The organism is Clostridium sp. UBA7503, assembly GCF_002477055.1.
In the GTDB taxonomy this organism is placed as follows: Bacteria; Bacillota; Clostridia; order Clostridiales; family Clostridiaceae; genus Clostridium_J; species Clostridium_J sulfidigenes.
The window spans coordinates 20,359-33,231 of record NZ_DLNT01000026.1; the positions used below are offsets into that span (position 1 = coordinate 20,359).

14 protein-coding genes are annotated in these 12,873 nt (G+C 29.6%); 13 read left to right on the plus strand and 1 reads right to left on the minus strand.

Going from position 1 to position 12,873, the window contains the following annotated elements; all coding sequences use genetic code 11:
• The first annotated feature begins 66 nt into the window (after positions 1–66).
• From B3630_RS07765 to B3630_RS07775, 3 genes are all read left to right on the plus strand, one after another.
• Positions 67–771, plus strand: a complete 705-nt coding sequence (locus B3630_RS07765; RefSeq protein ID WP_346896979.1) for an alpha/beta hydrolase — start codon at positions 67–69, stop codon at positions 769–771.
• Between the two features lie 218 nt (positions 772–989).
• The gene (locus B3630_RS07770) at positions 990–1,463 is read left to right on the plus strand and encodes a DUF6323 family protein (protein WP_414633004.1); all 474 of its coding nucleotides are present in this window, start codon (positions 990–992) and stop codon (positions 1,461–1,463) included.
• Positions 1,464–1,471: 8 nt separating this feature from the next.
• Positions 1,472–2,719, plus strand: coding sequence for a DUF6179 domain-containing protein (locus tag B3630_RS07775; RefSeq protein ID WP_346896981.1), 1,248 nt, complete (start codon positions 1,472–1,474; stop codon positions 2,717–2,719).
• Positions 2,720–3,338: 619 nt separating this feature from the next.
• On the opposite strand, the gene B3630_RS07780 is transcribed toward B3630_RS07775, so the two are convergent.
• Positions 3,339–3,791, minus strand: coding sequence for a VOC family protein (locus B3630_RS07780; protein ID WP_346896983.1), 453 nt, complete (start codon positions 3,789–3,791; stop codon positions 3,339–3,341).
• A gap of 127 nt (positions 3,792–3,918) precedes the next feature.
• On the opposite strand from B3630_RS07780, the gene B3630_RS07785 reads away from it, so the two are divergent.
• From B3630_RS07785 to B3630_RS07830, 10 genes are all read left to right on the plus strand, one after another.
• A complete protein-coding gene (locus B3630_RS07785) occupies positions 3,919–4,857 on the plus strand; it encodes a YafY family protein (protein ID WP_346896985.1) in 939 nt (312 codons plus the stop codon).
• Positions 4,858–5,229: 372 nt separating this feature from the next.
• Positions 5,230–5,550, plus strand: coding sequence for a PadR family transcriptional regulator (locus B3630_RS07790; RefSeq protein ID WP_346896987.1), 321 nt, complete (start codon positions 5,230–5,232; stop codon positions 5,548–5,550).
• Positions 5,551–5,565: 15 nt separating this feature from the next.
• Positions 5,566–6,294, plus strand: a complete 729-nt coding sequence (locus B3630_RS07795; RefSeq protein WP_346896989.1) for a DUF2812 domain-containing protein — start codon at positions 5,566–5,568, stop codon at positions 6,292–6,294.
• 237 nt (positions 6,295–6,531) lie between these two features.
• Positions 6,532–7,011: a GNAT family N-acetyltransferase gene (locus B3630_RS07800; RefSeq protein ID WP_346896991.1), complete on the plus strand. Its 480-nt coding sequence runs from the start codon at positions 6,532–6,534 to the stop codon at positions 7,009–7,011.
• Between the two features lie 211 nt (positions 7,012–7,222).
• The gene (locus tag B3630_RS07805) at positions 7,223–7,921 is read left to right on the plus strand and encodes a GNAT family N-acetyltransferase (protein WP_346896993.1); all 699 of its coding nucleotides are present in this window, start codon (positions 7,223–7,225) and stop codon (positions 7,919–7,921) included.
• A 121-nt stretch (positions 7,922–8,042) separates the two neighbouring features.
• Positions 8,043–8,468, plus strand: coding sequence for a VOC family protein (locus B3630_RS07810; RefSeq protein WP_346896995.1), 426 nt, complete (start codon positions 8,043–8,045; stop codon positions 8,466–8,468).
• Positions 8,469–9,158: 690 nt separating this feature from the next.
• On the plus strand, positions 9,159–9,755 hold the full coding sequence (locus B3630_RS07815) for a GNAT family N-acetyltransferase (protein WP_346896997.1): 597 nt from the start codon (positions 9,159–9,161) through the stop codon (positions 9,753–9,755).
• Between the two features lie 316 nt (positions 9,756–10,071).
• Positions 10,072–10,827 carry a PHP domain-containing protein gene (locus B3630_RS07820; protein WP_346896999.1) on the plus strand — a complete coding sequence of 252 codons (756 nt, stop codon included), beginning with the start codon at positions 10,072–10,074 and terminating at the stop codon, positions 10,825–10,827.
• 349 nt (positions 10,828–11,176) lie between these two features.
• Complete coding sequence (locus B3630_RS07825; protein WP_346897001.1) at positions 11,177–11,959, plus strand: hypothetical protein; 783 nt, start codon at positions 11,177–11,179, stop codon at positions 11,957–11,959.
• A 5-nt stretch (positions 11,960–11,964) separates the two neighbouring features.
• Positions 11,965–12,792 (plus strand): serine hydrolase domain-containing protein, encoded by an 828-nt coding sequence (locus B3630_RS07830; protein ID WP_346897061.1) that lies wholly within the window; start codon positions 11,965–11,967, stop codon positions 12,790–12,792.
• Positions 12,793–12,873: the final 81 nt, after the last annotated feature.

Consider the following 12,873-nt stretch of genomic DNA (forward strand, 5'->3'; position numbering starts at 1 on the left):
TGTGAGAAACAAGAAAAATAAAGAATTTTTATGGAGGGGACTACCTCTATAAATTATGGAGGAAATATGTTTAAAGATAAATTTAAAATTACTAATATTCCTACAGTTTTGTGGGGAGAAAAGAGTGAAAAACTTTTTATCGCAGTACATGGAAATATGTCAAACAAGGAAGATGTTATAATTCAAATTTTAGCTGAAGAAGCAATTAAAAAGGGTTATCAAGTATTAAGCTTTGATTTACCGGAGCATGGTGAAAGAAAAAGTGAGGGTATTAATTGCAAAGTACAGTTATACGTTAGTGATTTATCTATAATTATGAATTATGCAAAAGAACGTTGGAATGAAATAAGTTTGTTTGCATGCAGTATGGGAGCTTATTTTAGCCTTTTAGCGTATCAAAACCATGAATTAAGAAAGGCATTATTTTTATCACCAGTAGTTAATATGGAAAGAATTATTGACAATATGATGCTATGGTTTAATGTAACACCGGAGCGTTTGCAAAAGGAAATGACAATAGAGACACCTATTGGTCAAAAGTTGTATTGGGATTATTTCTGTTATGTAAAGCAAAATCCCATTAGTACATGGAATACATATACAGATATTATGTATGGAGCTAAAGATGAATTGTGTGAAATTGAAATTATTAATGATTTTGTTGAAAAATACTGCTGTGGATTAGAAATCATGGATAAAGGAGAACATTACTTTCATACGGAAGAACAGTTGAATGTATTCAAGCATTGGTTACAAAAGCATATGGATTAACAAATTTAAATTTATATTGTTGAGATTAAAATTTTAAATAGAAAAAATTATTTAAGTTTACTTTTTATAAAGCTTTAATATAGTATAAATAAAAAATACTTCCCAGATTGATATTCAAACTGGGAAGTATTTTCTAACTTTATATTACCACAAAATTACTAAAATTTCAAGTCTTGTATTGGGTTAGAGTTAGGAGTACTGTGTATCTAGAGGTGATTATGGTGGATAAAAATATGACTTTAGCATTTCAAGATTTCCAGAAAAAACAAGCTGCAATTGAGTTAAAAGCTTGTAATGAAATAACAATAAAATATGGGTTAGCTTTATGTGATGTAGAAATTAATGAGCTGGTGGAGAATCGTTTTAAGTCATTAAAAGATACAGGAAGAATTGAGTTTTCTGAAGGGATTTTAAAAAAGATAGTGGAAGTTTTTTGTGATTCCCCTTATATAATGCAACAGAATTATAAAGAGACATTAATGGAGATTCAAGAGTCTTTCTATTTCTTTAAAAATGAAGCCATGGATCAGATAGCAGATGATGAGCTTATTGAGTTTATGAAAAGACATTTTGATGGAAAATGTCAAGGTTCTTTGGAATATTTAAGAGGAACTACCTTAGAAGAGCTTTGTAGAAATACAAGATACGGACATGAAGTGGAAGATACAGATATGTACGGACATGAATTTTAGGAGGTATTATGGAAGAAAGCAACAAGAGTTTAATGGCATTTTCAGATAATATTCAAATAGATAAAAATATAAGTGAAGAAGATAAAATGCTTATTGAGTTTAAAATATGGAATTTACTTGGCAAGCACACTGAGCGATATACAATGGGTGATAGCACTTCAGTTCCAATAGAAATAGCGGAAGAGTTACTTAATTCAATTTGTTTTTCATTAGGATTAGAATTAAGAGAGTTAATGAACGCAAAGGAAGTATTGATGGAAGAAGATATAAGTGACTTGTTAAAAGCTTCTTGGAGTAAAATAGCCTCTTTGATGGATAGAGGAAAGAAATTATTAGAAGAAGTTAGAAAAAGTTCACCTAATATAGAAAACATATCATATAAGGATACATTAAATGAAATAGATAAATTTTTTAATAAATATGACTATAGATTTTTTGCTCATAAGATAGGCTGTAGTATAGATTATCAACTTTCTAATCCTATATCAGAAAAGTTGCAGGGAATTGAATATATAAATGAATACTTAAAAGCACTACTTATAGAAAATCAGTTTTGCTTATGTTTTGATAAGGATAATATTATTTATATTCTAAATAGCTATTGCTCTGATTATAAAGAGCTATTAATTAATATTTTTGAACCAATACTAACAAATGCCATAGGGCTTGATATTTTAGGCAGAGATATATTAACATTAGAGATTTCGGCATTGCAAAGAGAAACATTATTAGGGATTTTTAGAAACTTGTCCAAAACTGAAATTTTAGTAAAATTAAAAAGCTCATCAAAGAACGTCTGTGATATTTTAGGGGTAGTTGATAATGAAAAGATAGAATATATCAAAAAAACAGCTGCGAATATTTATCCTAGAATTGAAGTAGGATTATCAACAGGAAATATTGATAACATATTTTTATCCTTTAAGTATGAAGAAGATTTAAAAGAAAGTGAATTTATAGATAATGATACTATGGATAATGAAAGGTTACGTAATTTAATCAATGAAATAAATGATTGTAGATTTATTTCAGATAAGATTGCAATGGTAAAAGAAGAGGTTAATAGCTTAAGTGACCTAGTGGAAGTGTTAAACCTATGTTTTTGGGAAGATGAAGCTTTAGAATTATTTAAAACCCTTTCAAAGGAAGAGATTTATATTATTAAACATTATTTAGATAATAAATATGAAGCATATAGTTCAGATTCACAATGGGAAATTAAATTTATGCATTATATAAGAGCTCTAAGTGAATAGTAATAAAAACTTCAACTGTTGGCATGATTTCAAATGAACATTGCTCTTTAGATTGCCATAGGTGCTGCTATTTTAGGTGGTATTGTTACTATAAGTATTAGTAACAATAATAAAAAGGAGAAAAATAACAAGAAATAAACTAAAATTTGTTTATTTAGTTAAAAAGGTTTATATAGGAAATATTATTTATGTTTATCTTTCATATAAATTTGATATAAAATAGATAGGAAACTCACTCAGTCGAGCTGAGGAATACAGAATTCTAAAGAAACAAGTTTCTAGGAATTCTAGTAAGAAAAGCTTAGTGCGTCAACACTAAGCTAAGTATCAGAACATTTATTTTGTTTTAGGGTTATTGGATTAGATTTATGTTATAAATTACGAATCTTAGAAAAAGTGCTAATCTTTACGGGATGTAGCACTTTTTCTGTATTTTTAACTTCTATATCAAGACCAAGAAATTTAATCGTAATTTTTAAGTGATGCTCTAAATCTTTGATTTAGTTAGCAGAACTTACTCAGTGAGCGAATGTGAGTCGAGTTTCCTAAGTAATGTATAAAAGGATTATGCTTTAGAATTAATCTAATTACATAAATTTATTTATTACAAGAGTAATTTTTACTTTAATCTTTCATCGAAAGATAATTGAATTTTAATACCAAATGGATCTTCAATGATTCCATATGCTTTACTAAATATATTACTAGCTAATGGTACAATTATTCTAACTCTATTATCTGCGATTAAGCTATCATAGAATTGATGGATTTCCTCCAAATCAGCACTTTGAACACATAGAGAGGTATTATTACCAACTTTGTACTCTTCATTGGCATCCATTGTATCTTCAGCAATCATAACTTTAGTATTGCCAATTTTTAAAACAGAGTGAGAAATATAATCTTTATTTTCATCATTAATTTCTAGTGATTTATCCCCCAGCTTTAACATATCTGCATATGTTACAATCATTAACTGTTCTGCGTTAAAGTGTTTCTTATAAAAATTAATAGCATCTTGTGCTTTTCCATTCATTGAAAGGAAAATAGCTGTTTCTAAGGTTTTACTCATAATATTAATCTCCTTTTTGTAGTAAATTATATATCAATGATTATATTATTGATATAAATATATTATAATATTTAAAGGTGTCAAAATGTGAAACCTTTACTTAAGATAATTTAAAAACGGAGGATATATGAAAAAATCAGAAAGATTAAACCATATGATAATGTACCTAAATGACCTGGATTGCTTCAATTTAAGTGACTTAATGAATAAATATAACATTTCAAAAAGTACAGCTTTGCGTGATATTAGTTCATTAGAAGAATTGGGAATGCCTATTTATACAGAGCAAGGTAGATACGGTAAATATGTTATATTGAAAAATAGATTATTATCACCTATTATATTTACCGTAGACGAAGTATACGCGCTGTATTTTGCAATGCTCACACTAAATGCCTACGAGTCTACACCCTTTCATTTAAGTATAAATAAACTAAATGAAAAATTTGAAAACTGTCTATCGGAAGAACAAATAGAAAAAATTAATAAGATGAAAAAGTCCTTACAATTTGAAGCCTCTAAACATAATAATGTCAGTAAATTCTTAGATAGGATTTTAGAAAGTATTATTAATGAAGTTAGTTGTACGATTAAGTATTTGAAAAATGATAAAACTATAAATTACCATATACAGTTTTTTAAAATTTCATCTAAATTTGGACAGTGGTACGCTAGTGGAATAGAGCTTAATAGCAATAAATACAAAGTTCTTAGATGTGATAAAATAACCTCATTAGATTTTAGTAGTGAGAAGTTAGAATTTCTAATTGATGATGTTATAAACTCACCCATAGAATTTTACCAATCTAATAAAAGTATTCATTTTGAAGTAGAGATTTTAGATGGTGCATCGGATATTTTCTACAAGGAACATTATCCTTCTATGAAAATAGAAACAGGAACAAAGACAATTATAAAGGGATTTTGTAATGTAGGTGAAGAAGATTTTATATCTGATTATTTTCTTAGATATGGCACTTGTATTAAGTCAGTAAAGCCACAATGGTTAAAATCTATTATTTATGAAAAGATCAAAAAAATTCTAAATCATTATGAAGAAATCTAAAATTCATCTACACTAAAATATTAATTCAATCATATCCTTTAGTTTATAAGTTTTCCATTGGTGATATAAAAATACTATGAATGATAAATTTAAACATACATATCTACAGCCACCTGTAAGTAGATTAAATAGCTACTTTACAGGTGGTTATATTTTTTATTAATTAATATTTAGTTTATGGGAGAAAACTTATTGCCAGTGTATTTATATATTTTAATAAAAATATATAAATATCAAAAGCAATAAAGAAAAACTTGACAAATATATCATTTATGGATATATTATATTTAATGATATATTATTAAATGATATATTATTAAATGATATATTATTAAATGATATATCGTTAAATAATATATGAAGGAGAATTTTATGCCAAGAAAAGATTCTATTGATATAGGGGAATTAACAGATTCTGCTTTTTATATTTTATCTAGTGTTGTTGATGAAAAGCATGGATACCTAATTATGAAAACTATTGAGAAGTTTACTAATAATGAAGTTACTATTGGTCCTGCATCACTTTATACAACATTGAAAAAGCTTTTAGCAGCAGATTTAGTGGAGTTAAATTGTGACACAGATGAAAATAAAAAAATATATAAAATAACCAATAAAGGACGAGAGATGCTTAAAAAAGAGATTGAACGTAAAAAGCAGATGATTAAATTCGCTGAAAATTTTTTAGGTTAGAAAAGAGGGATATTTTTGAAAAGTAAATATGTAATGATTAAGGGTCTTGCCTTTAGTGAAGAAAGTGATATGAAAAAATTAAAAGAATATGCAAGGCAAGGTTGGATATTAGAAGATATAGTAGGAGGGTTTTTCTATAAACTAAGAAAAGATAAATCTCAAGATATAATATATAACTTAGATTACCAAACAGAGGCAAATGAAGAATACTTCACTATATTTAAAGAAGCAGGATGGAATTGTATTGTTTCTATAGAAAATTATATGCACATTTTTTCAGCGCAAGCTGGAACTAAACCTATTTATAGTGATTGTGAATCAGAAATAGATAAATATACAAGTATAAGAAATCAAACAAGAAAAGGGACTTTATATTCTTTAATACTAGCTATAGCTCTAATGGGGTTGTTAGTTGTTTCTTTAGTTGCCATTAAACCTATATTTTTGATTATTGTTGGATTGTTGATAATTGATATATTTGTATTTGTCTTTAATTTTATGCCTTATTTAGCATATGGCTCTAGAATTAAGCAAATAAAAAAAGATGGTACGTGTAATTGTAAAGCAATAGATAATAAAAGTTCATGGATATTATATGCAATTTCAGGGGTTCTATGGTTGGCTATAGGAATATGGCATTTAACCGGGAAACTATATTTTTCTGCAGTGTTTTTTATAATTTTTGGTGCCTTTTTTATTTTTTCAAGTTTAACCTACTTTAAGAAATATAAAAAGTCTCTATAAATTATATGCAGTATGGTTAAGAGTATTTTTTAGGAACAGTAGAATTTCAGAATTCTACTGTTTTTTATGTAGTTACAGGTTAAACAAAGGAAATATATGCTTTAAATGGTATGGATTTATTGAGCAGTGGAAAGTGAGGTGGTACAATAAGTATATTGTTAATTCAGTTTAAATAATAAGGAGCAGGTAAAATAATATTCAATTTAGGAATAGTATTAAAGGTGAGTGAGATAGGAAATGCGTATAAGAAGGTATGAACCATCATACTGTAAAGATTTAGCGGAACTGTTTTATAATACAGTACATTCCATTAATGCAAAAGACTATACAGAAGAACAGTTGAATGTATGGGCAACAGGTAGTGTAGATTTAGAGAAATGGAATAAATCCTTATTAGAAAATTTTACAGTTATTGCTATTGAAGATAATATTATAGTTGGTTTTGGAGATATAGATAAGAGTGGATATTTAGATAGATTATATGTTCATAAGGACTGCCAAAATAAAGGGATTACTACTGCGATTTGTGATGTGCTGGAAAAGGCATTTGATGTAGATAAGATTAGTACACAGGCATCAATTACTGCAAAGTATTTCTTTGAAAAACGAGGATATAAGGTTGTAAAAGAACAGAAAGTAGAAAGGAAAGGTGTTTTACTAACAAACTATGTTATGGAGAGGTATTGCAATTCTAGTTTACTTAATGAAAATATATAAAAAACCCCACTTTAAGTAGATATGGAGAACTGTAACACAAGAAAATGCAATTTATACCCCCGGGAATTTATATGGCTTGGCTAAGGCTATTTTTAAAGCTGGAAATACCATACTAAAAATAATGTTATATTTACAAAATATGTTACAATTAAATAAGTAAGAAATTTTTTAGTGACAGGGAAATAGTATTTTGTAGAGGGGATTTTAAATTATGGATAATATTCAGAAAGTAATTAATTATTATATTACAAATTATAATCTGGAGTATAATGCATTTGATAATGATAAAAATGTATTCATGGAAAGCGATGTAGAAGTTTTTCGTATGATTTCATTTGGAAAATCAATGCTTTTTATTGGAAGGAGAAATTTAATTAACTGGGCAAAAGAAAATTTTATAGATACTTTAGCAGAAGATATTATTGATGGTAAAAATCTTCATAGAATTGAATGTAAACTAAGAGAAAATGATTTATGTCTTGCAGGTGAACATTTGAGATTTCTTTATAGTAAAAGTGAAGATATTATTTGCCCAGATAATGTAGTTCTTAAGAAAATAGAAAAAGAAAATATGAGTGAGTTTTATATAAAATATCCTGGATTTGAAAATGCATTAAACTATGAAAAGGATGAAATTGCAATTGCAGCTTTTATTGAGGGAACTATGGTAGCTGTAGCTGGTGCAGACAATTATCATGATCCACTATGGCAAATAGGTATAGATACCATTAAGGAATATAGGGGACAAGGGTTAGCAAAATTGGTTATTCAACAATTAACAAAGGAGATATTGAAGCTAGATAAAATACCATATTATACAACGTGGAGTGCGAACCTTGCTTCAATGAGAACTGCTTTAGCTACAGGATTTTATCCAGCATGGGTAGAATATTTTGCAGAAAAATATTAATTTTAACCAATATACTTTAGGTAACTTCATAGGACTTCAAAATGGTAACGAAGTTTGGGATGGTCCTATTCATAGATTTAGTAATAAATAAATAAGTACAAATAGAGCAGTAGGGCAATTATTGCATTACATATTTCATTATGAGATAATTATTAAAGATTACATAAAGGAAAGGGGATATATTATGCATATTCAGCATGTAACCTTAATGGTCAACGACTTAGAAGAATCTATTAAATTTTATGAGACAATTACAGAACTAACTGTTTACCGACGCTTTAAAGCAGGAGATGGAGAGCTTGCATTTCTGACAAATGGCAAGGGAGAAACTGAGATTGAACTTGTCTGTATGCCACAGGGTCAGAAGTTTGAAGGAAAGGGTATGTTCATTTGCTTTAAAACAGATAAACTAGATGAAATGCATAATCTTGTGCAGGGCAGAGGTCTTAATCCTTCTGCCATCCAAAACCCTGGTGATGGAACTCGCTATTTTTATGTATATGATCCAAATGGGGTATCAGTACAGTTACGAGTTTTTCCAGAGTAATTTTCAAAAGCATTTGGCTTACTGTAGTATACGGTTGAGTTAATTCACTTTTTCTATTATAGGTTGAAAGGTCTTTATCTAAAAAGGTAGAGGCTTTTTTATATTGAAAATAAAGCTTAGAAGGGCAGCCACTTATAGAACTAGTTAAATCACAATGTACCAGCAATTCCATTTAAAATCACAACACCAGAAAAGGGAGCTAAATAAAGTAACTAAGCTTTGGACAGATGTATCAGAATGTTTTTAATCAAGGGTATGGGTTATTGGGTAATAGGAGATATTAAAAGTATATAGGTGGAAATTTATGATAATTAAGAGTGAACCATACCATAAGTAAATGAGGTTTTTACTAAAGTTGGATGAATGCATAGTGGTAAGGTAAACCTCGCCTCCGACATGAAAATCTCGATTAATTATCAGTTATTTTTTTCTTATGCATAAGCTTAGAATTATTTATAATACTTATGGATGCTTTTTCAACTACATCCAAGTGAAATATCCTTTCAAGTACCTTTACTAAAACTAGTATAATATTTACTAAAAAATAAATTTAGGATAATCTGTCGTTGAATCTATCATAACCTAAATTGATATAGTATAATAGTTAATAATAAGAGGAGGTGGTTACATGGAAAGTGATATTAGCGATATTATCAATGACACAATAATTAAGAAGCAGGGGGAATTATTATGGGTAACCACGAAAATAATGAGGGTTCTAAGGAACTTTACAGAAAAGAGTACTTATTAAACGAGGGTCAACAACTTATTATACGAATTCCAGAACCAGGTGATGCACAAGGTTTAATAAATCAGATGCAAACTGTTGATGGTGAAACTAAATTCTTGGCACGTGAATCTGATGAATTTAATTTCACAGTGGAACAAGAAAGAGAATTTATTAAGAATTGTACGAACGATGAGAATATCCGTTTTCTAATTGCAGAATTAGACGGTAGAATTATAGCGAATTGTTCAGTTGGATTAATTCAAAATAAAAAAAGGTATCTTCACAGAGCAGCAATAGGTATTGCAGTGATGAAGGATTATTGGAACAAAGGAATTGGGAAGAAAATGATGCAGGAATGTATTAATTGGTGTAAAGAAAAGGGTGTTGAACAACTTGAGCTTGAAGTTGTTGCTCAAAATAATCGTGCTATTTCTATGTATAAAAGTTTAGGTTTTGAGATTTATGGTACAAAGAAACATGCATTGAAATATGGTGATGGAACTTATGCTGATGAATACTATATGATTTTATTCTTGAACAGTAAAAAACCTGAGTAAAGATTTTGTTCATACACTTATATTTATACTTATTGAATAATGACACACGTTGTGCATCGCTAAACCTTGAAACATAAGGCGCATAAATATATGCGTCTTTTTTTATGCCAAGATTTAGTTGTTGTAAAGTAGTAATAAAAGAAAAAATCGCATTTGATAGCGATACGCTGAACCGTACCATAAATAATGGAGTTTTTTTTATGGTAAAAAACAAATACTATGTAGAAGTAATGATATATATTGTTTGTGTAGATTTGTGATATATGATAAGAATTATTCAGCAATAAGGGCAAAATAAAACTATGGAGGAGATAAAATGAGTTTTAAGATTATTGCAGACTATCATACTCATACTAATATTGCAAAGGGGCATATTCCCTTATTTAATATTATTTTTGGAGAACATGCAAAAGGAAGTGTTGAATCAAATGTTAAAACTGGAATAAAAAAAGGATTAAAAGAAATAGCAATAACAGACCATGGTTATAGGCATAGTACCTACGGGATGAAACTAAATCAATATAAAGAAGTACGTAAAGTAATTGATGATTTTAATAAGAGTTCATTGTTGAAGGAGAATGACTTTAAGATTCTTCTTGGTGTAGAATGTAATATTGTTACTAAGAAGGGTGATATAGATATTAAAGATGAAATAATTGATTACCTAGACATAATTTGTGTGGGTTATCATCCTGGAGCGGTACAAAATCCATTTTTATTGAGAAATTATACAGAAGCTGCGATTAATACTATTAAAAAATATGAAATTACAATATTAAATCATCCATTAGAGCATGTTAATCCAGATATTATTGAAATTGGAAAGGTCGCTATTGAAAAAAATACTGCTCTAGAAATTAACAGATCTCATAGGAATATGGATATTGAAACAATAAGAAAGTTAAAGAACATGGGCGTTAAATTTTCATTGGGAAGTGATGCACACAAATCAGAGGATGTAGGGGATTTTGGTAAAGCATATAATATTGCAGTTGAGGCAGGTCTTACAGATGATGATATTATTAATGCTGATGGAGATTCACATAAATTAATGAAATTATTAAGAGATTAAGTTTGGTAGTGGTAACGGATTGTAACATATTTATTTTATGTATAAAGAAATGAGAAAATTATATTATCTAATACATCGCCAACGGTTCCATTACCAATTACCTTTGGCGGATTACTTTCTAGGTGGCGGTGTATGCCAAAATACAATAAGGCAGAGCAATCCCCGTTCTACAGTTGGCACAAAGACTGGAATTCTAAACCGGTTAGCCATGTTGTATACCAGTGACGGAAAGGCTATTGATGAGCATAGTGGACATCTCTCCCTAGGCTTCTTTCTATATACAACGGCCGATGGTATGTGTATTAGCTGCCAGGGCAGAGGTTCTTATTATGATATCAATCTGGAGAAGTTGATTCCAGATAAAACAACAACCTTATTGGAGGTCTATGAGAGTCTGCAGGTAACAGCTGGTTTCTTACGAATTTTAAAGAAGAAATACGGCGTATATTTTGCAACCCTATTCTGGGAACTTCCAGAAGATATCAGTAATGAAGTCATCTATGGCACATATGATAATGGCAAACAAAGCTACTGTCTAGAGCGTATACTAAGAAATGAGTATGAGAAGGGAGAGGATGTGGAGGAAGTTTATTTAAAGACCCTTTGTCCAGATTGTCATGGCAAGCGGTTTCATGAAGAAAGTCTTTCTGTAGACTATAAAGGAAAAAACATTGCCGATGTGTTAGATATGACCGTTACCGAAGCCATTTCATTCTTTGCAGATCAGAATAGTATTGTGAGACCACTACGTATTCTAGATAAAATGGGCATGGGGTACTTAGCCCTTGGTCAGCCATCTTCTTCTTTAAGTGGTGGTGAAGCACAGAGAGTGAAGCTTGCCAAAGAGCTAGGACGGCATCGAAAGGGTAATATACTATATGTGTTAGATGAACCAACCACTGGACTTAGCTTGTATGATACGGCATTGTTATTAAAACTATTAGATCAACTTGTTGTAAATGGCAATTCGGTGATTGTAATTGAACACAATGTAGAGGTCTTAAAGAGCTGTGACTATATTATTGAACTTGGTCCGGAAGGTGGGGACAAGGGCGGTGAGATTATTGCCAAAGGAATACCAGAGCAACTGAAAGATAATCCAAATTCCAGAACAGGAGGGTATCTTATATGAATCATATAAATCAAAGAAAAAAGATATGGTTAGAAAAGATAATAAACAGTAGCTATAACAATATTACTGGCATAATTGTATTAAAAAACGGTGAAACATTATATGAAAATTACTATAATGGTTATACCGCTAATAACACCAGCCATGTTTTTTCAGTGACAAAAATATTGATTGGTATTGCTATAGATAAAGGGTACATCAAAAGTATTAACCAGAAAGTATTGGATTTTTTCCCGGATTACACAGTTAAAAGAGGAGAAAAAACGATACAGAGTGTTACCATTAAGGATATGCTGACTATGACAGCCCCATATAAATGTAAGTCAGAACCATATGCGAAGGTTTTCGCAAGCGATAACTGGATAAAAGCTGGGCTTGATTTACTAGGAGGGAAGAGGGAGAACGGAGAGTTTAGGTATTCCCCTATTGTAGGAACACATATTTTATCAGGAATTCTTGTAAAAGCAACAGGACAATCAGTACTTAATTTTGCAAGAGAAAATTTATTTTCACCATTAGAAATTAATGTTGGACACAATGTGGTATTACCAAATAAAGAAGAACATCTTGCATTTCCCAAAGATAAAAATGTTAGTGGTTGGGTTGTTGACCCTGAAGGTATAAATACAGCAGGCTGGGGTCTTACCTTAACCCCAATGGATATGGCAAAAATAGGTCAATTGTACTTAAGTAATGGAATATGGAATGATAAACAAATTATAACAAAGAAAAAAATGGTAGTTTCTATTGCTTCTATTTTAAAGCCATATGCGAAGGATAGTTTAAAACTTATTAAAGATTATATTGAACCAATATTTGAGAATTGTGTATAGTATATCTTAATTTATCAGTGAGATTATGAGGCTAATCCGAAGTTTTACAAATTCCAATTTGTGCAGGTGAAGATACTCAAA

Coding starts and splice junctions, on each gene's coding strand:
- B3630_RS07765 (WP_346896979.1), top strand. CDS start 67: ATGTTTAAAGATAAATTTAAAATTACTAATATTCCTACAGTTTTGTGG.
- B3630_RS07770 (WP_414633004.1), top strand. CDS start 990: ATGGTGGATAAAAATATGACTTTAGCATTTCAAGATTTCCAGAAAAAA.
- B3630_RS07775 (WP_346896981.1), top strand. CDS start 1,472: ATGGAAGAAAGCAACAAGAGTTTAATGGCATTTTCAGATAATATTCAA.
- B3630_RS07780 (WP_346896983.1), bottom strand. CDS start 3,791: ATGAGTAAAACCTTAGAAACAGCTATTTTCCTTTCAATGAATGGAAAA.
- B3630_RS07785 (WP_346896985.1), top strand. CDS start 3,919: ATGAAAAAATCAGAAAGATTAAACCATATGATAATGTACCTAAATGAC.
- B3630_RS07790 (WP_346896987.1), top strand. CDS start 5,230: ATGCCAAGAAAAGATTCTATTGATATAGGGGAATTAACAGATTCTGCT.
- B3630_RS07800 (WP_346896991.1), top strand. CDS start 6,532: ATGCGTATAAGAAGGTATGAACCATCATACTGTAAAGATTTAGCGGAA.
- B3630_RS07805 (WP_346896993.1), top strand. CDS start 7,223: ATGGATAATATTCAGAAAGTAATTAATTATTATATTACAAATTATAAT.
- B3630_RS07815 (WP_346896997.1), top strand. CDS start 9,159: ATGGGTAACCACGAAAATAATGAGGGTTCTAAGGAACTTTACAGAAAA.
- B3630_RS07820 (WP_346896999.1), top strand. CDS start 10,072: ATGAGTTTTAAGATTATTGCAGACTATCATACTCATACTAATATTGCA.